This window comes from Actinomadura kijaniata NBRC 14229, assembly GCF_001552175.1.
Taxonomy (GTDB): domain Bacteria; phylum Actinomycetota; class Actinomycetes; order Streptosporangiales; family Streptosporangiaceae; genus Spirillospora; species Spirillospora kijaniata.
Map to the genome: position 1 here is coordinate 25,619 of NZ_BCQR01000054.1, position 20,482 is coordinate 46,100.

Annotated in this window: 21 protein-coding genes, 1 tRNA gene and 1 pseudogene; 13 read left to right on the top strand and 10 right to left on the bottom strand. The window is 73.1% G+C overall.

Annotated elements, in window-relative coordinates:
• Positions 1-386: 386 nt before the first annotated feature.
• Positions 387-459: transfer RNA gene (locus AKI01S_RS18295), tRNA-Arg, on the bottom strand.
• Between the two features lie 618 nt (positions 460-1,077).
• Between AKI01S_RS18295 and AKI01S_RS18300 the strand changes: the two genes are divergently transcribed.
• Positions 1,078-2,103, top strand: coding sequence for a M15 family metallopeptidase (locus tag AKI01S_RS18300; RefSeq protein ID WP_083999788.1), 1,026 nt, complete (start codon positions 1,078-1,080; stop codon positions 2,101-2,103).
• A gap of 201 nt (positions 2,104-2,304) precedes the next feature.
• On the opposite strand, the gene mscL is transcribed toward AKI01S_RS18300, so the two are convergent.
• From mscL to AKI01S_RS18315, 3 genes are read right to left on the bottom strand one after another with little or no spacing between them, the layout of a single operon-like run.
• Complete coding sequence (gene mscL / locus AKI01S_RS18305; protein ID WP_067818865.1) at positions 2,305-2,706, bottom strand: large conductance mechanosensitive channel protein MscL; 402 nt, start codon at positions 2,704-2,706, stop codon at positions 2,305-2,307.
• 47 nt (positions 2,707-2,753) lie between these two features.
• Positions 2,754-3,353, bottom strand: coding sequence for an SAF domain-containing protein (locus AKI01S_RS18310; protein ID WP_067818868.1), 600 nt, complete (start codon positions 3,351-3,353; stop codon positions 2,754-2,756).
• Positions 3,350-4,165, bottom strand: a complete 816-nt coding sequence (locus tag AKI01S_RS18315) for an S-methyl-5'-thioadenosine phosphorylase (RefSeq protein ID WP_067818871.1) — start codon at positions 4,163-4,165, stop codon at positions 3,350-3,352. Before AKI01S_RS18315 ends, AKI01S_RS18310 begins: the two co-directional genes overlap by 4 nt.
• A 575-nt stretch (positions 4,166-4,740) precedes the next feature.
• Here AKI01S_RS18315 and AKI01S_RS53525 point away from each other — a divergent pair.
• Complete coding sequence (locus AKI01S_RS53525) at positions 4,741-5,034, top strand: hypothetical protein (RefSeq protein WP_067818874.1); 294 nt, start codon at positions 4,741-4,743, stop codon at positions 5,032-5,034.
• Between the two features lie 14 nt (positions 5,035-5,048).
• Here AKI01S_RS53525 and AKI01S_RS54270 read toward each other — a convergent pair.
• The 5 genes and pseudogenes from AKI01S_RS54270 to AKI01S_RS18340 all read right to left on the bottom strand — a co-directional run.
• Positions 5,049-5,234: pseudogene (locus AKI01S_RS54270) on the bottom strand (FmdB family zinc ribbon protein); the annotation flags it as partial.
• Positions 5,235-5,465: 231 nt separating this feature from the next.
• Complete coding sequence (locus AKI01S_RS18325) at positions 5,466-6,950, bottom strand: potassium/proton antiporter (RefSeq protein ID WP_067818877.1); 1,485 nt, start codon at positions 6,948-6,950, stop codon at positions 5,466-5,468.
• Positions 6,951-7,054: 104 nt separating this feature from the next.
• Positions 7,055-8,044, bottom strand: a complete 990-nt coding sequence (locus AKI01S_RS18330) for an NAD(P)-dependent oxidoreductase (protein ID WP_067818880.1) — start codon at positions 8,042-8,044, stop codon at positions 7,055-7,057.
• Positions 8,045-8,078: 34 nt separating this feature from the next.
• Positions 8,079-9,071: a hypothetical protein gene (locus AKI01S_RS18335; RefSeq protein ID WP_067818882.1), complete on the bottom strand. Its 993-nt coding sequence runs from the start codon at positions 9,069-9,071 to the stop codon at positions 8,079-8,081.
• Positions 9,072-9,160: 89 nt separating this feature from the next.
• Positions 9,161-9,742, bottom strand: coding sequence for a 5-formyltetrahydrofolate cyclo-ligase (locus AKI01S_RS18340; protein WP_067818885.1), 582 nt, complete (start codon positions 9,740-9,742; stop codon positions 9,161-9,163).
• 33 nt (positions 9,743-9,775) lie between these two features.
• Here AKI01S_RS18340 and galU point away from each other — a divergent pair, with 33 nt between their 5' ends.
• The 6 genes from galU to AKI01S_RS18370 all read left to right on the top strand — a co-directional run bounded on the left by galU (position 9,776) and on the right by AKI01S_RS18370 (position 14,887).
• Entirely contained in the window at positions 9,776-10,702 is a 927-nt protein-coding gene (gene galU, locus AKI01S_RS18345; RefSeq protein ID WP_067818887.1) for a UTP--glucose-1-phosphate uridylyltransferase GalU, read from the top strand.
• A 28-nt stretch (positions 10,703-10,730) separates the two neighbouring features.
• Positions 10,731-11,939 carry a molybdotransferase-like divisome protein Glp gene (gene glp / locus AKI01S_RS18350; RefSeq protein WP_067818890.1) on the top strand — a complete coding sequence of 403 codons (1,209 nt, stop codon included), beginning with the start codon at positions 10,731-10,733 and terminating at the stop codon, positions 11,937-11,939.
• A gap of 5 nt (positions 11,940-11,944) precedes the next feature.
• Positions 11,945-12,430, top strand: a complete 486-nt coding sequence (gene moaC, locus AKI01S_RS18355; protein ID WP_157419926.1) for a cyclic pyranopterin monophosphate synthase MoaC — start codon at positions 11,945-11,947, stop codon at positions 12,428-12,430.
• Positions 12,431-12,530: 100 nt separating this feature from the next.
• The gene (locus AKI01S_RS18360; RefSeq protein ID WP_157419923.1) at positions 12,531-13,391 is read left to right on the top strand and encodes a hypothetical protein; all 861 of its coding nucleotides are present in this window, start codon (positions 12,531-12,533) and stop codon (positions 13,389-13,391) included.
• A 136-nt stretch (positions 13,392-13,527) separates the two neighbouring features.
• Positions 13,528-14,025 carry a MogA/MoaB family molybdenum cofactor biosynthesis protein gene (locus AKI01S_RS18365; RefSeq protein ID WP_245681680.1) on the top strand — a complete coding sequence of 166 codons (498 nt, stop codon included), beginning with the start codon at positions 13,528-13,530 and terminating at the stop codon, positions 14,023-14,025.
• A gap of 112 nt (positions 14,026-14,137) precedes the next feature.
• Positions 14,138-14,887, top strand: coding sequence for a sugar isomerase domain-containing protein (locus tag AKI01S_RS18370; RefSeq protein WP_067818902.1), 750 nt, complete (start codon positions 14,138-14,140; stop codon positions 14,885-14,887).
• A 6-nt stretch (positions 14,888-14,893) separates the two neighbouring features.
• On the opposite strand, the gene AKI01S_RS18375 is transcribed toward AKI01S_RS18370, so the two are convergent.
• The gene (locus AKI01S_RS18375) at positions 14,894-15,679 is read right to left on the bottom strand and encodes a DeoR/GlpR family DNA-binding transcription regulator (protein ID WP_067818904.1); all 786 of its coding nucleotides are present in this window, start codon (positions 15,677-15,679) and stop codon (positions 14,894-14,896) included.
• Between the two features lie 131 nt (positions 15,680-15,810).
• On the opposite strand from AKI01S_RS18375, the gene AKI01S_RS18380 reads away from it, so the two are divergent.
• From AKI01S_RS18380 to AKI01S_RS18400, 5 genes are all read left to right on the top strand, one after another.
• A complete protein-coding gene (locus tag AKI01S_RS18380) occupies positions 15,811-16,716 on the top strand; it encodes an SIS domain-containing protein (RefSeq protein WP_067818907.1) in 906 nt (301 codons plus the stop codon).
• On the top strand, positions 16,713-17,837 hold the full coding sequence (nagA, locus tag AKI01S_RS18385) for an N-acetylglucosamine-6-phosphate deacetylase (RefSeq protein ID WP_067818910.1): 1,125 nt from the start codon (positions 16,713-16,715) through the stop codon (positions 17,835-17,837). The genes AKI01S_RS18380 and nagA overlap by 4 nt, the downstream gene beginning before the upstream one ends.
• Entirely contained in the window at positions 17,834-18,745 is a 912-nt protein-coding gene (locus tag AKI01S_RS18390; RefSeq protein ID WP_067818913.1) for a 1-phosphofructokinase family hexose kinase, read from the top strand. The genes nagA and AKI01S_RS18390 overlap by 4 nt, the downstream gene beginning before the upstream one ends.
• Positions 18,733-19,569: a class II fructose-bisphosphate aldolase gene (locus tag AKI01S_RS18395; protein WP_067818916.1), complete on the top strand. Its 837-nt coding sequence runs from the start codon at positions 18,733-18,735 to the stop codon at positions 19,567-19,569. The genes AKI01S_RS18390 and AKI01S_RS18395 overlap by 13 nt, the downstream gene beginning before the upstream one ends.
• A 102-nt stretch (positions 19,570-19,671) precedes the next feature.
• Positions 19,672-20,298, top strand: coding sequence for a GNAT family N-acetyltransferase (locus tag AKI01S_RS18400; RefSeq protein WP_067818974.1), 627 nt, complete (start codon positions 19,672-19,674; stop codon positions 20,296-20,298).
• Positions 20,299-20,482 lie beyond the last annotated feature (184 nt).

Sequence of the window (20,482 nt, forward strand, 5' to 3'; positions counted from 1 at the left end):
CCGACCGGGGATGAGGACGTCGACGCCGAGTTCCGGGAGCGGCTTCGGCGGCGCTACATGGAGGTGGCGCAGCAGCGGAAGGCCAAGGCCGCCGAGCTTGCGGCTTTGACTGCCGGGCAGGAGGACGGGGAGCGGAACGACCCGTCGCTGCTGGAGGAGCTGCCGACGTTGGTGGTCACTCTGTGGGAGATCCCCGAGAACCTTCGCAGGGAGTTGTTCGACAGCTTCAACCTTCAGGTCCGCTATCGGTACGTCGAGCATGAGGTCGTTGTTCGGGTCACAGTGAAGGAGAGCGCCATGGAAGCCGTCAGGGAGCTGACGAACAAGATCGCCGGTCCGTCTTGCGACGGACCGGCGAAGGGCAGGAGGATTTCCCCTGTTCTGTGTGCCCCCGGCAGGATTCGAACCTGCGACACCCGCTTTAGGAGAGCGGTGCTCTATCCCCTGAGCTACGGAGGCTGGGACTCGACCGTAGAGCCTAGCGGACTCTGGGACCAGGGTAGGGGAACGGGGGGTGTGAGCGCTCCTTCTTATCCGAAGTGTCTGGTTTGGGTGGGGGGCTCGGGCTGGAGTCGGTACGCTTCGGGGCTGTGAGTGGGCGGCATCGTGAGGGACAGGGACGCGGTCCTCGGCGGCGTGTTCTTCTGGTGGCCGGGGGTGTCGCCGTGTCGTTCGTCGTCGGTGGCCTCGTCGTCGGGGGTTCGGATGAGCCCTCTCGGGGGCGGAGTGCTCCGGCGGCGGTGCCGCAGAAGCCTGAGGGTGGTCCCACCACGTTCGGGGAGTATGTGCCGCCGAAGGACGGGCCTGAGCCGGCGGAGATGGTGCCTTCACCGACACCGACGCCGAGACCGACGGTGAAGGTCACGCCGACGGAGCGGCGGCGGGCTCCCGAGAGGGAGAGGTCGCAGCGGCGGCGGGAGTGTCCGCCGACGTGGAAGGACGTTCCGTTCCTGCGGATGTGGTGTGAACGGCATGGTTACCGTGTGCGGTGACGTGGGTCACGCCTGAGGCATCGGTGAACGTGTAGTAGCGTTCCTGCCGCTGTCGGTATTGCTGGGCATCAGGAGGAAAACCACCGTGCCAACCCCCCGGTCGGCCATGCTGACCGCGGTCTTCCTGGTGATGGCGACCATTGGAGTGGCCCCAGGGGCCGCGGCGGACGACCCCCTGGACGCGCTGCGCCGTCAGGCGTCCAAGGCGCGGGACGACCTGGAGAAGGCGACCCGTCAGATGCAGGGACGTCAGAAGGAGCTCAAGCGGTCGCAGGACAAGCTGCGGGCCACGCTGAAGGATCTCGCGGTCGCCGAGGCCGAGCTGAACCGGATGCGGGAGCCGCTGGCGCGGCTGGCCAACACGACCTACCAGGCGCCGGGGGCGGCGGGGGTCATGGCGATCTTCGGGGGCGGGGAGTCCACGGACGCGCTGCGGGCCACGGCGGATGTGACGCATATCGCGGCGGCGCAGGAGTCGCTGGTCAAGCGGGCCGATGACCTTCAGCGGCGGCGGCAGGGGCTGGTGTCGACCGCGCAGGAGCTCCAGTCGCGCAACGCCGTCGACCAGACGCGGGTGCAGGAGCAGATCGACGCCCTGAAGGCCAAGTCCGAGGGCCTCACCAAGCAGCTGACGCAGATGCTCGACAAGATGGAGGCCAGCCGGGAGAAGCGGCTGGAGATGGCCTGCGACAAGGACCTGGTGGGGAACGCCAAGCGCTTCCCCAACGGGCTGATCCCGGCCAAGTACCTGTGTCCGCTGCCGCAGAAGGGGCATCAGCTCCGGGCCGACGCGGCGTTGGGGTTCTACAAGCTGAACGCCGCTTACAAGCGTCGGTTCGGCCGGGACATCTGTGTGACGGACTCTTATCGGAGCCTGGCCGACCAGCATCGTGTGTACGCGCAGCGGCCCGGGTTCGCGGCGGTTCCGGGGACCAGCAACCACGGCAAGGGGCAGGCCGTGGACCTGTGCGGCGGGGTGCAGAACGCGGGGTCGATGCAGTTCCGGTGGATGGAGGGCAACGCCAAGAAGTACGGCTGGCTGCATCCGGCGTGGGCTTACAGCAACCCGTTCGAACCCTGGCACTGGGAGTTCGGGACCGAGAGCGACTGACCGGGCCGAGGGGCCGGGCCTCTCGGCCGGGGTGTTCCAGACCGTGTTTCAAGGTCTTGGCCCACGGCGCTCGCCTGGGACCGTGCCTTGGCGAGCGCGGCGTGGCTTCGCGGTCTGACCTGCGGGCCCGAAGCCGGAGGTGGGCCCGCAGGTCAGGTAGCGCGCCCGCATGTGTGGCTGGGGCCCGCTTCGGAACAGGTCCTAGGCGACCGGTTCCACTTCGGAGGTGCAGTAGCGGCAGCGGGTGGCCAGCTTCGGGATGTCGCTCAGGCAGTGGGGGCAGGGGTGCTCGACGGCCTCCTCGGCGCGGCTCATCCGCTCGACGAGCTTGGTGGCTGGCAGCACCACCAGCCAGTAGACGACGGCCGCGGTGATCAGGAACGAGATCGCGGCGGTGAGGAAGACCCCGTAGGGGAACTCGGTCCCCGCGATCGTGAACTTGAGGTTGTCGTAGTTGGGTTCACCGCCGACCAGCGCGATCAGCGGGCCGATGAACCCCCGCACCAGGGCGTTGACCACGTTGGTGAACGCCGCGCCGATGACGACCGCGACCGCCAGCTCGATCAGATTTCCCCGGAACAGGAACTTCTTGAATCCGGTCATGACTCCTCCTGTTACTTTAAGTGATCAATCTGTGACAGGAGAGATTATCAACGTCCGGCCAGGGCTATCGAGAGGGCGCCGCTCGCTCCCGCCAGCGCCGCGGCCTGGGTCCGGTCCACGGCCAGGACCACCAGCGCGCCCTGGCCGGATGCGTTGTCGGCGGCCCGCGGAACCATGATCACTGGTGCCGAGGACGCCACGAGCCTGGTGGGCACGGGCGGGCGCGCCTCGGATACGGCGTCCGGTTTCGGGGCGTCCAGGACGTGGACGCGGTCACCGGGACGGAGCAGCCGGGCGGCCTCGGCGTCGGCGATCCGGACGGGGGCGGCGACCGTTCCGGGGCCGTAGCCGTCCAGCAGGTCGGGGCCGAGGAAACGGACGTCGGTGAACGCCTCCCCGCGTCGCATCGGCCCGGCGAGCGTACGGGTGACCGGGGTGGCGACCGTGCCTGCCGGGACGCTGCCGGAGGGCACCCGGACCGTGCGGACGTCGGAGGCGGCCACGGTCGTCCCGCCGGGCAGGTCGCGGGCGGCGACGGTCAACGGCACGCCGGCCGCGGCGACCGGCCGCAACGCCACCAGCGCGAGGCACGTCCCGAGCGCCGCCAGGAGGACCGCCGCCCACCGCCGCCCACGCCGCCGGATCATGGCAGCGTGAGCGGCAGCTCAAGCCCGTCCAGGACGGTCGGGCACGGGCAGGAACGGTTGCTGGGCAGCGTCCGGATCACTTCGGCGACCACGCCGCGCAGCCGGTCGACGTTGCGGGCGAACACCGCCAGGACCTCCTGCATGGTGACGCCCTCGCCCTCTTCGATCCCCGCGTCCAGATCGGTGACCAGGCACAACGGCGTGTAGCAGAGCGCCAGCTCGCGCGCCAGGACGGCTTCGGGGTGCCCGGTCATGCCGACCAGCGTCCATCCCTGGTCGGCGAACCACCGCGACTCGGCGCGCGTGGAGAACCGGGGGCCCTCGATCACGACGAGCGTTCCGCCGTCGACCGGCTCCCAGTCCTGGGTCTGTGCGGCCGTGAGCGCCGTTCGCCGCCCGACGGGGCAGTACGGGTCGGAGAACGGCACGTGGACCGCCGCGCCCTCCTCGTAGAACGTCTGCGGCCGTCCCGACGTCCGGTCCACGAGCTGGTCCGGGACGGTCAGCGTCCCTGGGCCGTGCTCGGCGACCAGCGACCCGACGGCGCTGGGTGCCAGCACCTGCCGCACGCCGAGGGACCGCAGCGCCCACAGGTTGGCCCGGTAGGGGATGCGGTGCGGCGGGAAACGGTGGTCGCGGCCGTGCCGGGGCACGAACGCCACGCGGCGTCCGTGCAGCTCGCCGACCGCTATCGGATCGCTGGGCGGCCCGAACGGCGTGTCGACGCGGACCTCCTCCACGTCGTCGAGGAACGAGTAGAAGCCGGAGCCGCCGATCACACCGAGATCGGCTGAGGGGAGTGCGCTGTTCATGCCGCCGACCCTAGCCAGCGGGGGAGCGCGGCCGGGAGACGCGCTGGGGATCTGTGGACAACCGAGTTATCCACAGATTCGAGAAGCGTCTTTCGAGGGACGGCCCGGGGCGCTGACACTCGGACCAGGTCGCGGAACGAGGCCGTGGCCACTGTGGTGATCAAGGAGGGATCCGACGATGTCGTCGTACCACGTGCCGCCCGTACTGCTGCCGTTCGGCCTGCTGGCGGCCCAGATCGGCCATGACCGTCCCGCTGGCGGCACTGCCGTGGGCGAACACGGCTGGCGAGGTGAGGGCAGGTCGCGCCGTCATGGATTCGGTCGGAACGAGCTGGGAGGCCGTCTGCCGAGCCTCCGTCCGGCCAGTTCGTCTCGCCGGAGTTGCTGGAGCCGCTGGGCTTCGTCTGGCGGTAGGCCGGTCATGGCGGCGGGGCTGCTCTGGCTTGGGTTAGCGCATTGGTGCTGGGTGACCTCAAGCCGTCCGTGCAGCGGCGATACGGGCGCTGGCACAAGCCGTTCCGCGCGCCGTTCGGCGATCGTCGCGGTGGGCCGTCGCATGCGGCCACCGGCGGGGCGTGATCATCACCGAGCGTGCGTCGAGAGGATCGTTCGGCTCATCCCATGGCTCTCCCTGCCGGGAGACCGTCGGGCAGCCGACGACCGCGGGTGCGCCCAGGGCGCACCCGCGGTCGGTCGGGGAACGTCAGGCGACCTTCTCGGACGAGGTCGAGGAGGTCGACGAGGAGGAGGTCGAGGAGTCGGACGAGGCCGTGGAGCCGTTCGACGAGCTGTCCGACGAGCCGTTCGACGAGGACTTCGCGGACGAGCCCACGGTCGAGGTCGAGCCGCCGCGGCTGTCGGTGCGGTAGAAGCCGGACCCCTTGAAGATGATCCCCGCCGCGGAGAAGACCTTGCGGAGCTTGCCCTGGCACGCCGGGCATTCGGTCAGCGCCTCGTCGCTGAACTTCTGCACGACCTCCAGAGGCTCGCCGCACTCGGTGCAAACGTACTGATACGTCGGCACGGTTCCTCCTCGCTGCCTCAGCCCGGACGGCGGGCTGGCACTCACTCGAAACGACTGCTAATGGTACCGATGAATGGAACAGGATTCGTCCGCGACCTGTTCCCGACGCGAAGCCGCAGGTCAGTGCCGCTCTCGGGAGGGCCGCAGCCAGGTCCTTCCGAGAGGGGCCGCCGGGCCGTGGCTTTCTTGGGGTGGGGCATGGCCTCCTCGGTTCGCGGCGTGGTCGGGTCGGTTCGGGGTGGGGTCCGGTGGGTTCGGGGGATGGTCGGTTCGGGGTCAGGCTCCGGTCTCGCCGAACCAGCCGGCCAGCTTGCCGCGCCGGGAGACCGCGCGCAGGCGGCGTTCGGCCGCTTCCCGGGCCTCCTCGGTGGTGATCACGAGCAGGGTGTCGCTCGCGCGCAGCGGTGTGGTCGGTTCGGGAACGAAGCTCGCGCCGTCCCGCACGATCAGCGTGACCTGCGCGCCCTTCGGCAGCCGCAGCTCGAAGATCTCCACGCCGTTGAGCCGGGAGTCGTGGGGGACGCGGATCTCCAGCAGGTCGGCGTGCAGTTCCTCCAGCGGCGCGGCCTCGACGTCGAGCTCGCGGGCCCGTTCGTCGCTCTCCAGCCGGCACAGGCGGGCCGCCAGCGGCAGCGTCGGCCCCTGGAGCAGCGTGAACACCACGACGATCACGAACACGATGGAGAACAGCCGGTCCGCCCCGGCCACGTTGTTGACCATCGGGATGGTCGCCAGCACGATCGGCACCGCGCCGCGCAGGCCCGCCCACGAGGCGAAGAGCTTCTCGCCCCAGGTGAGCCCGAAGCCCGGTGTGGACAGCACGACCGACAGCGGCCGGGCGACCAGCAGCAGCACGAAGCCGATGACCAGGGCGGGCAGCAGTTCCGCGGGCAGTTCCGACGGCGAGGCCAGCAGCCCCAGCATCACGAACAGGCCGATCTGCGCCAGCCAGGCGATGCCCTCGGCGAAGCCGCGGGTGGCGGGCCGGTGCGGGAGCCGCGCGTTGCCCAGCACCAGTGCGGCCAGGTAGACGGCGAGGAAGCCGCTGGCGTGCAGTTTCGCGGCGGCGCCGTACGAGCCGACCGCCAGCGACAGCACGGCGATCGGGTACAGGCCGGACGCCGGGAGTGCCATGCGGCGCAGCGCCTGCGCGCCCAGCCAGCCGATCGCGATGCCGACGGCGGCGCCCGCGGCCAGCTCGTAGAGCATGACGACGAGCAGGTGGAGCAGGTTGGGGGCGACGGCGTTCTGGACGCTGAGCGTGATCACGACGATCACGACGGGGGCGTCGTTGAACCCGGACTCGGCCTCCAGCAGGCCGGTCAGCCGGGACGGCAGGGGGAGCCGCCGCAGCACCGAGAAGACCGCGGCGGCGTCGGTGGGCGCGAGCACGGCGGCCAGCAGGAACGCCAGCTGCCAGCCCATGCCCAGCAGCTCCATCGCGGCCAGCGCCACCACGACGATGCTGATCAGGGTGCCGATCGTGGAGACGGCGAGGGCTGCGGGAACCGAGGGCCGCACGTTCCGCCAGTTGGTGGTGATACCGCCCTCGGCGAGGATGAGGACCAGGGCGGCCAGGCCCAGGATCTCCGCCAGCAGGGCGTCGTCGAACCGGATGCCGAAGCCCGACTCGCCGATCAGCAGGCCGAGGCCCATGTAGGCCAGCAGCGTCGGCAGTCCGGCGCGGTGGGACAGCCGGACCGCGATGATCGCGCAGAGTATGAGCGTGGCTCCGAGGAGTAGCCAGGTTTCGAGCGGCACATCCCTCCCCGTGGGGTCGCGAGAAAAAGATCGTTAAGGAATCCTACTTAGTCGCACGCTGACGACACATTTCCGCTGATGGTTGTCGGGCGGTCAGTCTCCGTTCACCGGCGCTTGACCTGGGGATCCACGCCGTTGACAACGCTGGCGGCGGGCCGCCCCTCCACCACGGCGGTGATGTTGTCGCGCACCCGCGTGACGATGTTGAGTTGGGCCTGCCCGGTCGCGCCCGCGACATGCGGGGACAGCAGGACGTTCTCGTGCGCCCGCAACGGATGGTCCTCCGCCGGGGGCTCGGTGTCGAACACGTCCAGCGCCGCCCCGGCGAGCCGGCCCGACTCCAGCGCCGCCAGCACCGCGTCGTCGGGCGCGATGCCGCCGCGCGCGACGTTGACCAGCAGCGCCCGGTCCGGCAGCAGCGCCAGCCGGTCGGGGCCGACCAGCCCGCGCGTGTCGTCGGTGAGCGGCAGCGCCAGCACGAGGATGTCGGACCTGGCGAGCAGGTCGTCGAGGTCGCGGTAGGTAGCGACGGCGTTCTCGCGCCGCCGCCGCGACCAGTAGGACACCGGGCAGCCCAGCGCCGCGAACAGCCGGGCCGTCTCCGCGCCGATCGCGCCGTAGCCGACGATCCCGACCCGCTGGGTGTGGATCTCGCGGGGGCCGCGGGCGAGGGCCTCCATCTGGGGCCAGCCGCCCGCGCGGACGGCCCGGTCGTTCCAGACCAGGCCCCGGCACAGCGCGAACGCCGCGCCGACCGCCCACTCGGCGACCGAACGCGCGTTGGCCCCGGCGGTGTTGGCGGCCGGGACGCCGGCGGCGGCCAGCGCGGCGGTGTCGAGGCTGTCGGTGCCCACGGCGGGCATCTGCACGAACGCCAGCCTCGGCGCGGCGGCGACGGCCTCGGCGTCCAGGGCGAGCCGCCCGGTGAAGTCGCCGATCACGATCTCGGCCTGGGGCAGCGCCGCCAGCAGCCCGGCGCGGTCGCGCGCCGCCGGGAACAGCACCTCGACCGAGTCGCCGAGCCGGGTGAACAGTCCGCGCACCAGGTCCTCGTCCAGCGGGGGCAGGGCCAGAATCCGCCACGGCGCCGTCATGTCAATGCCTCCAATGCTCGTGATGGGATGGGGGTCAGGCCCAGCGCGGCAGGTCACTGCGCACGAAACCGGCGAACAGGATGCCGGGCCGCTGGTCGGCGCCGAGCCGGAACGCCAGCCGGACGACCCCGTCCCCGGCGGTCTCGGCCTTCGCGCCCGGCATGATCTGCGACCAGGGCCGCCCGGTCGCCGAACGCCCGGACCCCAGTTCGGTCCTCAGCTTGGTCGCGGCGGTGTTCGCGTCCCCGGCGACCCGGACGCACATGACCTCTTCCAGGTCGTTCTGTGAGACGCCGCCGACCGCCGTGCCGACGAGTTCGGCGGATCCCTGCCGCTGGGAGAGCTGCGCGGCCAGCGGGGTGCCGAGGCAGCGCGCGACCGCGGCGAACGCCGGGTCGGCGTCCAGCGCCCGCCCGCCCGCGTCCTTCGTGACCAGGTCCAGGGTGGCGGGGAGGCGGGCGTAGGTGAGGCCGCGGCCGGAGTCGACGCGGATCGCGTTGAGCGGGTGCGTGGGGAGGATCCCCTGCTTGGTCAGCGGGTCCTCGATGTCGAACGACCCGTCGGGACGGCGGACCCAGGTGTCGCCGGTCCGCTTGTGGCCGAGGCCGCCGAGCCTGCCGCCGATCGCGTCCGCGTCGAACGGCCCGGTGAGGTGCCCGGCGACGGTCGGCGGCACCCCCGCCTGCCAGGCGTGCCCGGCCTTCGCGGGGTCGATGCCGGTCGGCCCGGCGATCGTCGCCGCCGGGTAGCGGCCGAGGTCGCCCAGCCCGATCGGCAGCGCCGACAGCCGGGACTTCTCCAGCGGGCCGCCCGCGAGCGCCCGCAGGCGTTCCTGGTGGCTGTAGGTGAAGCTCCGCCGGGTGCGGTCGTCGGCCTTCACCTGCGACAACGCGAACAGCAGCCCGCTGGTCGGAGCGCCGTTCACCGGGGCGGGCGGCCGGGCCCCCTTCCCCTTGCCGCCGCCTTCGCCGCCTTTGCCGTCTCCGTCGTCGCCGCACGCCGCCATGGACAGCGTCAGGGCGGTCACCCCGATCAGGGCAGCCGCGCGCCGGGCGAGAGCACTCACATAACCTCCGCGAGAGAGAGTCCGGCGGCGGGGGGCAGAACTGGGAGAAATCAGGAGAACCGTATCAACCCGCCGCCCGGTGTCACGGCGGCGCGGACGCGCTGGTCGTGCGGCTCGGCGGGCACCTCGTCCAGCAGTTCGCCGTCGTAGACCAGCGCCACGGTCAGGATCGCCGGGCCGACCCGGGCCAGCGCCCGGTCGTAGGACCCGCCGCCCCGGCCCAGCCGCATCCCTCCCCGGTCCACGGCCACCGCCGGGACCAGCACGACGTCGGCGCGCCCGACCGCCTCCGGGCCGCGCGGCGGCTCGGTCGGCTCCAGCAGCCCGAGCCGTCCGGGCTCCAGCGAGTCCGGCCCCTCGTAGGACGCCCAGTCCAGGTCGCCGTCCGGCAGCAGCCGGGGCAGGATCACGTACGTCCCGCGCTTCCACAGCGCGTACAGCAGCCCGCGCGTGTCCGGTTCGTTGCCGATCGACACGTATGCCGCGACGGTCCCGGCCATCTCGACCTCGGGGGCCGACAGCAGCGCGTCCCGCATCGCCCGGCCCGCCGTGGCACGGGCGTCGGGGGACAACGCCGCACGTCGGGCCAGCAGTTCGGTGCGGAGGGAGGCTTTGGAGGCGATGTCCTGCACGCGTTGGTCCTTGTCGGTGATTAGGGTCTGTGTATGGCCGACTATGCACGTGTAACCAAGGCGGTCGTCCCGGCGGCCGGGCTTGGCACCCGATTCTTGCCCGCCACCAAGGCGACGCCCAAGGAAATGCTCCCGATCGTGGACAAGCCCGCGATCCAGTACGTCGTCGAGGAGGCCGTGGACGCGGGACTGTCCGACGTCCTCATGATCACCGGTCGGAACAAGCGCTCCATCGAGGACCACTTCGACCGGGCCTACGAGCTCGAGGAGGCCCTGGACGCTAAGGGCGACACCGAGCGCCTGGCCGCCGTCCGCGAGTCGGCCGACCTGGCGATCATGCACTACGTGCGGCAGGGCGAGCCCAAGGGCCTCGGCCACGCGGTGTACTGCGCCCGCCAGCACGTGGGCCGCGAGCCGTTCGCGGTGCTGCTCGGCGACGACATGATCGACGCCCGTGACGACCTGCTCAAGCGCATGATCGAGGTGCGGGAGCAGCGCGGCGGCAGCGTCGTGGCGCTGATGGAGGTCGCGCCGGACCAGGTCTCGGCCTACGGCTGCGCCGCGATCGAGGCCACCGACGACGACGACGTCGTCAAGATCACCGACCTGGTGGAGAAGCCCGCCGCCGACGAGGCCCCGTCCAACTGGATCATCATCGGCCGGTACGTGTGCGACGCGGCCGTGTTCGACGTGCTGGAGAAGACCCCGCCCGGCCGCGGCGGCGAGATCCAGCTCACCGACGCGCTGCGCACCCTCGCCGACACGCCCGCCGACCAGGGCGGCGGCGTGTGGGGCGTGAAGTTCCGGGGCCGCCGCTACGACACCGGCAACAAGCTGGAGTACCTGCGCACCGTCGTGCAGTTCGCCTCCGAGCGCGAGGACCTGTCGGCCGAGTTCATGGAGTGGCTGCGCGAGTTCGTCGCCGACCACGACGGCGTGGGCACCGCCGAGGGCAAGTGACGGCACGTCACACTGGGGGACCGTGGGCATGAGAACGGTCGATGAGCATCTGGCGGACATCCTGGACAGCGTTCCGGTGCTGCCGCCGCTGGACCTGGCGCTGCTGGAGGCCCAGGGCGCCGTCCTGGCCGAACCGGTCGCGGCCCCCGTGCCGCTGCCGCCGTTCGACAACTCCGCCATGGACGGGTACGCGGTGGTCGCCGCCGACGTCGCGGGGGCCTCGGAGTCCTCGCCCGTCGAGCTGCCGGTCATCGGCGACATCGCGGCCGGCGACTCCGGCGTGTCGGCGATCCGTCCCGGCCTCACCGCGCGGATCATGACGGGCGCGCCGGTGCCCGCCGGGGCCGACGCGGTCATCCCGGTCGAGTGGACCGACGGCGGCACCGCCACCGTCCGGATCATCCGGCCCGCCCCGCCCGGCAACTACATCCGCCGGGCGGGCGAGGACGTGCTGTCCGGGCAGGTCGTGGCCGAGCCGGGAACGCGCCTGAACGCGCCGCGGCTCGGGATGCTCGCGGCCGTGGGCCGGGCCCGCGTCGTGGTGCGTCCCAAGCCCCGCGTGGTGGTGCTGTCCACCGGCGACGAGCTGCGCGAGCCGGGAACGCCGCTGTCGCCCGGCCAGATCTGGGACTCCAACAGCTTCATGCTGACCGCCGCCGTCGCCGAGGCGGGCGGCGTCGGCTACCGGCAGGCGAAGGTCGACGACGACCCCGGCAAGGTGCTGGAGACCCTGCGGGACCAGCTCATGCGCGCCGACGCGATCGTCACCTCCGGCGGGGTGTCGATGGGCGCGCGCGACGTGGTCAAGGAGGTCCTGTCCGCGACGGGCACGGTCGCGTTCCACAAGGTGGCGATGCGGCCGGGCAAGCCGCAGGGGTTCGGGCTGCTGGAGGGCGTCCCGGTGTTCACCCTGCCCGGCAACCCGGTCAGCGCCTACGTGTCGTTCCAGGTCTTCGTGCGGCCCGCGCTGCGCGCCATGCAGGGCCTGCCGCCCGAGCCGCTGCCTACCGTCAGCGCCATGCTCACCGAGGACGTGCGGTCCCCGGCCGGGCTGCGGCACTTCCTGCGCGGGCGGCTGACGTTCGAGCGCGGCCGCTACACCGTCACCCCCGCCGAGGGGCAGGGCTCCCACCAGCTCGGCTCGCTGTCGTCGGCCGACGCGCTGATCGCGCTGGCCGAGGACGCCGAGGCCCTGCCCGCCGGCTCCCACGTCGAGGTCATGAGGATGCCGTCATGAGCGCCATGGGTTCGGAGTTCACCGGGTTCAGCCACCTGGACGAGACCGGGGCGGCCCGGATGGTGGACGTCACCGCCAAGAACGTCTCCAGCCGTTCCGCCACCGCCACCGGCTTCGTCCGCGTGTCGGCGGAGGTGGTGAACGCGCTGCGGTCCGGCGAGGTCCCCAAGGGCGACGCGCTGTCGGTCGCCCGCATCGCCGGGATCATGGGGGCCAAGCGCACCCCGGACCTGGTCCCGCTGTGCCACCCGATCGCCATCCACGGCGTGACCGTGGACCTGACGGTGGAGGACACCGGCGTGGCGATCACCGCGCGGGTCCGCACCCTGGACCGCACGGGCGTGGAGATGGAGGCGCTGACCTCGGTGACCGTGGCGGGCCTGTCCCTGATCGACATGATCAAGGCGATCGACCCGGCGGCCGTGCTGACGGACGTGCGGGTGGAGGAGAAGACCGGCGGCAAGACCGGCCTGTGGCGCCGCTCGGGCTGATCCTCCCGCGCGGCTGATCCGACCGGTACCGGAACGAGACGGACACGCGATCCGGGTCCCCGATGCTGTGGCCGACCGACGACCGGCATCGGAGGCCCGGATGTCCCTACGGCGGATGGCCGCGCTCGGCCTGGTCCTGCTGCTGCTCGGCGGGCTCGCCGCCTGCGGCGGCACCGGCCGGCGCGGGCCCGGCGCGTGGGCGCACCTGACGGTGCTGCCGGACGGGACCGGCCGGCTCGACCTGTACGCGGCCGGGCCGCTGCGGTCGGACGCCGAGGTCCGGGCGCTGGCGGAGGAGATGGCGCGGGAGACGTTCCCCGGGGCGCGCGCGTCGCGGACGCGGACCCTGACCGATCGGGGCGAGCCGTTCGCCCGCGTCGACGTGGACGGCGTGTACCGGCCGGGCGAACGGGTGTCCCTGCGCCTCGACACCGCCGCCGTGTGGCGCCGGCTGGAGGAACGGGGCTTTCCCGACGCCGGGGTGCGGCTGTGGTTGCCGTCGGTGCCGGTCACGCTGAGGCCCACGGCCCCACCGGACCTGGGATCCCGTGCGTGGCGGCTGCGCAAGGGGACGACGCCGCCGGTCGTCCAGGTGACGATGCGTCCGCAGGCCATGCGGTGGGGCGGAGCGATGGCGCTGCCGGTGGTGGGCGCGGTCGGGGTCGCGTTGGCGTTCTTCGCGCGGTGGAGGCGTCTGTCGCTGCCGGGGGCGTCGCTGGCCGTGGCCGCCGCGTTCGTCACGGTGGTGACCTCGGCGGGCAGGCAGGGCGACAACCTGGGGGTGGCGGGCCTGGCCTCGGGCCGGGCGCTGGAGGCGGCGACGATCGCGCCGCTGGCGGCCCTGCCGCCGGCGCTGCCCGCCGCGATGGTGCTGGCGGTGACGCTGCACCGGCTGGCCAGGGGACGCCGGAGGTCCGGGCACCCCGAGACGCTGCCGGGACGGAACGGCGCGTTCTGGTAGGGGCCCGCGCCGTTCCCGGCGGGGTTCCGTTTCGGCCGATCCGGTGCCGCCGTCCGTGCCGTCTGGCATAGCGTGACCTGGCACGCCGTCCGCGGGGGTCGGCGCAGTGGGGCATGGAGGTCAGATGATTCGGGCGATGGCGGTCACGGTGTCCAACCGCGCGGCGGCCGGGGTGTACTCCGACAGGTCCGGCCCGGTGCTGGTGGAGCTGCTGGAGGAGCTCGGCTGCCAGGTCCACGGCCCCGTCGTCATCCCCGACGGCGAGGCCGTCGCCGACGTGCTGCGCGACGCGGTCGAGGACGGCTACGACGTGGTCGTCACCACCGGCGGCACCGGCCTGACCCCGCTGGACCAGACCCCGGAGATGACCCGCCGGGTGGTCGAACGCGAGATCCCCGGCATCGCCGAGGCCGTCCGCCAGGAGAACCGCGACGCGGTGCCGACGTCGATCCTGTCGCGCGGCGTCGCGGGCGTCGCGGGCGGCACGCTGATCGTGAACCTGCCGGGTTCGACCGGCGGGGTCCGCGACGGCATGCGCGTCCTCGGGCCGGTCCTGCACCACGCCGTGGACCAGATCGGCGGCGGCGACCACCCCCGTTCCGACACGGACGACACGGAGACCGGCCCGTTCTAGCCGGTGACGGACCGCGTGGGGCGAGGGCTTCCGGAGGGGGCCGTCCGGGCGGATGCTCATCAGTGGTGGGCACGTGTCCCGGGTGCCCGGTCCCTGACCTCTTGGAGCTCCCATGAGCGAACTCGCCGACGCCTACCTGAACGCCGCCATCGCCCTGCTGGAGCGGCTGCGCGACGAGGAGGCCCCGGCGATCGGGGAGGCCGCCGAGGTGATCGCCGAGGCGCTCGCGGGCGGGCGCCGGCTGTTCGCGTTCGGCTGCTCGCACTCCTCGCTGCCGGTGCAGGACCTCGTCTACCGCGCGGGCGGGCTGATGCTGGTCAACCCGATCTACGGGCCCGGCATCGCCGCCCTCGACACCCGGCCGGTCACCCTCGGCAGCGCCATCGAGAGGCTGCCGGGCTACGCCGACGCGATCCTGGACAACGCGCCCGTCGAGCCCGGCGACGTGCTGATCGTCGTGTCGGTGTCGGGGCGTAACCCCGTGCCGGTCGAGATGGCCGCCTCCGCCCGCGCACGCGGTCTCACCGTCATCGCCGTCACCTCCCGCGCGTACAGCGATGCGGTCGCCTCCCGGCACGCCTCCGGGAAGAAGCTGGCGGACGTCGCCCACCTCGTGCTGGACAACAAGGTGGGCGAGGGCGACGCCGTGCTGGAGGCCGAGGGCGTCCCGCAGCGGTTCTGCCCGGCGTCCGGCGTGACCGGCACCGCGCTGCTGCACGCGCTGGTCGCCGCAACCGTCGAACGGCTGGTGGCGCGCGGCGTCACCCCGCCGGTCTTCGTGTCCGCCAACCTCGACGGCGGCGCCGAGTGGAACGCGCGCCTGCTGGCGGAGAACGCCGACCGCATCTTCTACCTGAGGTGACCCCGGTCAGGCGCGGACGACCCGCACGCCCGCCTCGGTGAACTCGTCCACCGCCGACTGCGCCACCGTCCCGTCGGTGACCAGCACGTCGATGCGCGCCGTGTCGCAGATCTTCGCGAACGCGCGCCGCCCCACCTTCGACCCGTCGGCGACCACCACGACCTGGTCGGCGCGTTCGGCCATCCGTCGGTTCACGTCGGCCTCGCTCTCGTTCTGGCAGGTGGCGCCGTGCTCGACGGTGACGCCGTTGACGCCGAGGATCGCCACGTCCAGCGTCACCTGGTCGAAGATCCCGGTGGCGAGCGGGCCGGTCAGCTCGTAGGACTGCGGGCGCGGCACCCCGCCGGTCAGCACGATCTTCACATGCGGGCGGACGGCCAGCTCGTTGCCGATGTTGAGGGCGTTGGTGACGATCGTGATCGCCGGGGACTCGCCCGTGGCGTGCAGGTCGGCGCGGGTGGCCAGGACCCGGGCGACCTCGGTGGTGGTCGTGCCGCCGTTCAGGCCGACGATCGAGCCGGGCCGGGCCAGCTCGGCGGTCGCGGCGGCGATGCGCTGCTTCTCGGAGGCGTTGCGGGCGCTCTTGTACCGCAGGGGCAGGTCGTAGCTGACGCTGTGGGCGACCGCCCCGCCGCGCGTGCGGGTGAGCATCTGCTGCTGCGCGAGCTGGTCGAAGTCGCGGCGGATCGTGGCCGCCGAGACGTCCATGCGCCGCGCGGCCTCCTCGACGGTGAGCTGACCAGCGTCCGCGAGGAGTCCGAGCAGGGAGTTCCAGCGTTCGTGCCGGTTCACACCGGCCCCCTTTCGCTCGGGAGTGCGCGGGTTCGTGACGGTAGCCCCGGATTCTAGCGCTGCACGGTATTGCTCCTTTCTGCTCGGAGTTGTTATAAATCGATCAACATTGCGCACAGGAGGAGGCGACCGTGGCGGACGTCCCGTCGGCCGGGCACACCGAGGCCGAGATCGCCAGCCAGCCCGCGTGCTGGGCCCGCGCCGCCGACGCGGCCCCCGCGCTCGCCGGGACGCTGCCCCGGCCCGGGGAGCGCGTCGCCGTCGTCGGCTGCGGCACCTCGTGGTTCGCCGCCCAGTCGTACGCGGCGCTGCGCGAGGCCGCCGGGCACGGCGAGACCGACGCGTTCGCGGCGTCGGAGGCGCCCCTGGAGCGCCGCTACGACCGGCTGCTGGCGCTGACCCGCTCCGGGACGACCACCGAGGTGCTGGCCGCGCTGGACCGGGTGCGCGGCCGGATCCCGACCGTCGCGATCACCGCCGATCCGGCGACGCCGGTCGTGGACGCCGCCGACGAGGTCGTGGTGCTGGACTACGCCGACGAGCGGTCGGTGGTGCAGACCCGCTTCGCGACCACCCAGCTCGTCCTGCTGCGCGCCGTCCTCGGCGAGGACGTCGCCGCCGCGCTCGCCGACGTCGAACGCGCCCTGGCCGCCCCGCTGCCCGAGGCCGCCGTGACCGCCGCGCAGTTCACGTTCCTGGGCCGGGGCTGGACGGTCGGGATCGCGCACGAGGCGGCGCTGAAGATGCGCGAGGCCGCCGGGGCGTGGACCGAGTCCTACCCGGCGATGGAGTACCGGCACGGACCGATCGCGATCACCGGCCCGGGGCGGGTGGCGTGGTCGTTCGGCGAACCCCCGGCGGGCCTGGCCGCGCAGGTCGCGGACGTCGGCGGCACGATGATCACCTCGGCGCTGGATCCGCTGGCCGACCTGGTCCGCGTGCAGCGGCTGGCGGTCTCCCTGAGCCGCGCCGCCGGAGCCGATCCGGACACCCCGCGCAACCTGACCCGTTCGGTGATTTTGGAAGATGGGGCATGACGCTTCTCACGAACGCCCGCCTCGTCCTGCCCGGCGAGGTCCGCACCGGCTCCCTGAACGTGCGGGACGGCCGCATCGTCGCCGACTCCGACCCGGCGGACGGCCCGGCCCCCGGCGAGGTGGACCTCGGCGGGCGGTACGTCGTCCCCGGCTTCGTCGACATGCACGTCCACGGGGCCGCCGGGGCCTCCTACCAGAGCGGGACGCCCGAGGACGCGCGGCGCGTCGCCGAGTTCCACCGGGCGCACGGCACCACCACGACCATGGCCAGCCTCGTCACCGGCGACGCCGCCGAGCTGCGGCGCGCGGTCGCCGGGCTGGCCGAGGCCGCCCAGGACGGGCTGATCGCGGGCGTTCACCTGGAGGGCCCCTACATCGCGCCGTCCCGGTGCGGGGCGCACGACCCGGCGCTGCTGCGCGACCCCGACCCCGGCGAGTTCCGCGAGCTGGTCAAGCTGGGGCGCGGGCACGTCCGCATGATCACGCTCGCGCCGGAGCTGCCCGGCGCGCTCGACCTGGTGCGCGAGGCCGCCGCCGAGGGCGTGCTCGCCGCGCTCGGGCACACCGACGCGACCTCCGCCGTGACCCGCGCCGGGTTCGACGCGGGCGCCCGGGTGGCGACGCACCTGTTCAACGCGATGCGGCCGCTGCACCACCGCGAGGGCGGTCCGGTCGCCGCCGCGCTGAACGACGCCCGCGTCACCGTCGAACTGGTCAACGACGGCATCCACGTGGCCCCCGACGTCGCGCGGCTGGTGTTCGCCGCCGCCCCGGACCGGGTCGCGCTGATCACCGATGCGATGGCGGCGACCGGGATGGGCGACGGCGAGTACATGCTCGGCGTGATGCGGGTGCGGGTGTCGGACGGGCGCGCCACCCTCGCCGAGGGCGGCTCGATCGCGGGCAGCACGATCACGATGGCGGACGCGTTCCGGCGCGCCGTCACCGACGTCGGCCTGCCGATCACCGTCGCCGCGCGGGCCGCCTCCCTCACCCCGGCGCGCGCCCTCGGGCTGGACGCCGAGATCGGCTCGCTGGAGCCGGGGAAGGCCGCCGACCTGGTCGTCCTCGACGAGGACCTCAGCGTCTGGCGGGTGATGAAGGGCGGCCACTGGCAGTGATCCTCACCGTCACCCCGAACGCCGCCCTCGACGTCACCTACGAGGTCGACGCGATCGCCTGGGGCGGCTCCAACCGGGTCGCCGCCGTCCGGCGGCGCGCGGGCGGCAAGGGCGTCAACGTCGCCCGCGTCGCCGCCGCGCTCGGCGCCCCCGTCCTGGCCACCGGGCTGCTCGGCGGCGACACCGGCGCGCTGGTCCGCGCCGACCTGGACCGCTGCGGGCTGCGGCACGACTTCCTCGCGATCGAAGGCACGTCGCGGCGGACGCTGACGGCCGTCGCGACCGGCACCGGCCAGGCGACGGTGTTCAACGAGCCGGGGCCGCGGATCGGCGCGAGGGAGTGGGAGGCGTTCCTCGCCCACTACCGGAGGCTGCTGCCGGAGGCCGACGTCGTGGTGCTGTCGGGGAGCCTGCCGCCGGGGGCGCCGGAGTCGGCGTACGCGACCCTGGGCGAGATCGCGTCCGTCCCGGTGATCCTGGACGCCGACGGGGAGACGCTCGCGCGGGGCGTCGCGGGCCGCCCCGCCCTGGTCAAGCCGAACGCCGAGGAACTGGCGCGCGCGACGGGACGTTCCGACCCCCTCGACGGCGCGGCGGCCCTGCGCGCCGCCGGAGCGGGATCGGTCCTGGTCTCCCTCGGCGCCGACGGCCTGCTCGCGGTCACCCCGGACGGCGCCTGGCGGGCCTCCCCGCCCGGACCCGTCACCGGCAACCCCACCGGCGCCGGGGACGCCGTCGCCGCCGCCGTCGCCTCCCGCTGGGGCGAACCCTGGCCCGACCTGCTGCGGCACGCCGTCGCGCTGTCGGCCGCCGCCGTGCGCGCCCCCGTCGCGGGCGACTTCGACGCCGCCCTGTACGCGCGCCTCCTCCCCGAGATCACCGTCCAAGGAGTCCCATGCCCCTCGTGACCACCGGCGAGATCGTCGGCCCGGCGGCGGCCGCCGGACGCGGCGTCGGCGCGTTCAACGTCATCCTGCTGGAGCACGCCACCGCGATCGTCGCCGGGGCCGAGGCCGCCGGAGCCCCCGTCGTCCTCCAGGTCAGCGAGAACTGCGTGCGCTACCACGGCGCGGCGGCCCCGGTGATCAGCGCGGCGCTGGCGGCGGCGCGCGGGGCGTCGGTCCCGGTGGCGGTGCACCTGGACCACGCGACCTCGGCCGACCTGGTGCGCGAGGCGGTCGGGCTGGGCGTCGGCTCGGTGATGTTCGACGCCTCCACGCTCCCGTACGCCGAGAACGTGACGGCCACCGCCGAGATCGTCTCCTGGTGCCACGCCCGGGACGTCTGGGTCGAGGCGGAGCTCGGCGAGGTCGGCGGCAAGGACGGCGTCCACGCGCCCGGCGCGCGCACCGACCCCGCCGAGGGCGCCGCCTACGCCGCGGCGACGGGCGTGGACGCGCTGGCGGTGGCGGTCGGCAGCTCCCACGCGATGCTGACCCGGGACGCGGTGCTGGACCTCGACCTGATCGGGAGGCTGCGGGCGGAGGTCCCCGTTCCGCTCGTGCTACACGGGTCCTCCGGCGTTCCGGACGCGACGCTCACGGCGGCGGTCTCCCGCGGCATGACCAAGATCAATATCGCCACCCGGCTCAACGAGGTCTTCACCGGCGAACTCCGCGCCGCCCTGCGGGACGACCCCGCCCGCGTCGACCCCCGCAAATACCTGGCGCCCGCGCGAACGGCCGTCGCGGCCGAAGTGGAACGCCTCCTGGGCCTGCTCGGCGCCGCCTAATGCCCCGTTTTGTGGCACCGGACCTGGGTGGATCGGAACTCGTCGGCGACAATTGATGGCGTCCGAAGGCCGGACCAGGGAATCATGGGAGCCGTGGAACGCATGCGGGGATGGCCGGTCACCCTGACCGAAGGCCCGGTGGGGCTGCGCCCCCTGCGGCACCGTGATGCCGCCACCTGGCGGGAACTACGCGTCCGCAACGCCGACTGGCTCCGCCCCTGGGAGCCCACCAACCCCGAGACGCCCCTGTTCCGCAGCGGCCTCGGCCCCTACCTGTCCATGGTCCACACCATGCGCCGCGAGGCCCGCCAGGGACTCGCCCTGCCGTGGGTGGTGACCTACGACGGGGCGTTCGCGGGACAGCTCACCATCGGCGCGATCGTGTGGGGCTCGGCCCGTTCCGCCCAGATCGGCTACTGGGTCGACCGGCACGTCGCCGGCCGCGGGGTGATCCCCACCGCCGTCGCCCTCGCGGTGGACCACTGTTTCTTCACCGTCGGGCTGCACCGCGTCGAGGCCAATATCCGCCCCGAGAACGCCGCCAGCCGCCGCGTGGTCGAAAAACTCGGATTCCGCGAAGAGGGAATTCGCCGCCGCCATCTCCACATCGACGGGGCATGGCGCGACCACATCTGCTATGCGTTGACCGTGGAGGATGTCCCCGGCGGCCTGCGCGCCCGCTGGCTGGGCCGTGACCAGGCGTTTCCCCGGCCGTCCTCGGCCTCGTGACGTTTGCTCGCCCCGCCGAAAAAATCTTGCGACCAAGAAGACTCGGCAAACGGAGAGTAACCACGGCATCGATCTCGCGACACACCGCCCTTTATACTCGTCAACCTCTGACACCGGCTCGTACCGTGCGGGGCGTGACCCTGCTCCCAATGCACGTGCGCGCGCCGAAAGTCGGCCGCGCCTC

Coding starts and splice junctions, on each gene's coding strand:
- AKI01S_RS18330 (WP_067818880.1), bottom strand. CDS start 8,044: ATGACGGCGCCGTGGCGGATTCTGGCCCTGCCCCCGCTGGACGAGGAC.
- AKI01S_RS18400 (WP_067818974.1), top strand. CDS start 19,672: ATGCGGGGATGGCCGGTCACCCTGACCGAAGGCCCGGTGGGGCTGCGC.
- AKI01S_RS18365 (WP_245681680.1), top strand. CDS start 13,528: ATGGCGGTCACGGTGTCCAACCGCGCGGCGGCCGGGGTGTACTCCGAC.
- AKI01S_RS18395 (WP_067818916.1), top strand. CDS start 18,733: ATGCCCCTCGTGACCACCGGCGAGATCGTCGGCCCGGCGGCGGCCGCC.
- glp (WP_067818890.1), top strand. CDS start 10,731: ATGAGAACGGTCGATGAGCATCTGGCGGACATCCTGGACAGCGTTCCG.
- AKI01S_RS18360 (WP_157419923.1), top strand. CDS start 12,531: ATGTCCCTACGGCGGATGGCCGCGCTCGGCCTGGTCCTGCTGCTGCTC.
- AKI01S_RS18370 (WP_067818902.1), top strand. CDS start 14,138: ATGAGCGAACTCGCCGACGCCTACCTGAACGCCGCCATCGCCCTGCTG.
- AKI01S_RS18315 (WP_067818871.1), bottom strand. CDS start 4,165: ATGAACAGCGCACTCCCCTCAGCCGATCTCGGTGTGATCGGCGGCTCC.
- AKI01S_RS18310 (WP_067818868.1), bottom strand. CDS start 3,353: ATGATCCGGCGGCGTGGGCGGCGGTGGGCGGCGGTCCTCCTGGCGGCG.
- mscL (WP_067818865.1), bottom strand. CDS start 2,706: ATGACCGGATTCAAGAAGTTCCTGTTCCGGGGAAATCTGATCGAGCTG.
- nagA (WP_067818910.1), top strand. CDS start 16,713: ATGACGCTTCTCACGAACGCCCGCCTCGTCCTGCCCGGCGAGGTCCGC.
- galU (WP_067818887.1), top strand. CDS start 9,776: ATGGCCGACTATGCACGTGTAACCAAGGCGGTCGTCCCGGCGGCCGGG.
- moaC (WP_157419926.1), top strand. CDS start 11,945: ATGGGTTCGGAGTTCACCGGGTTCAGCCACCTGGACGAGACCGGGGCG.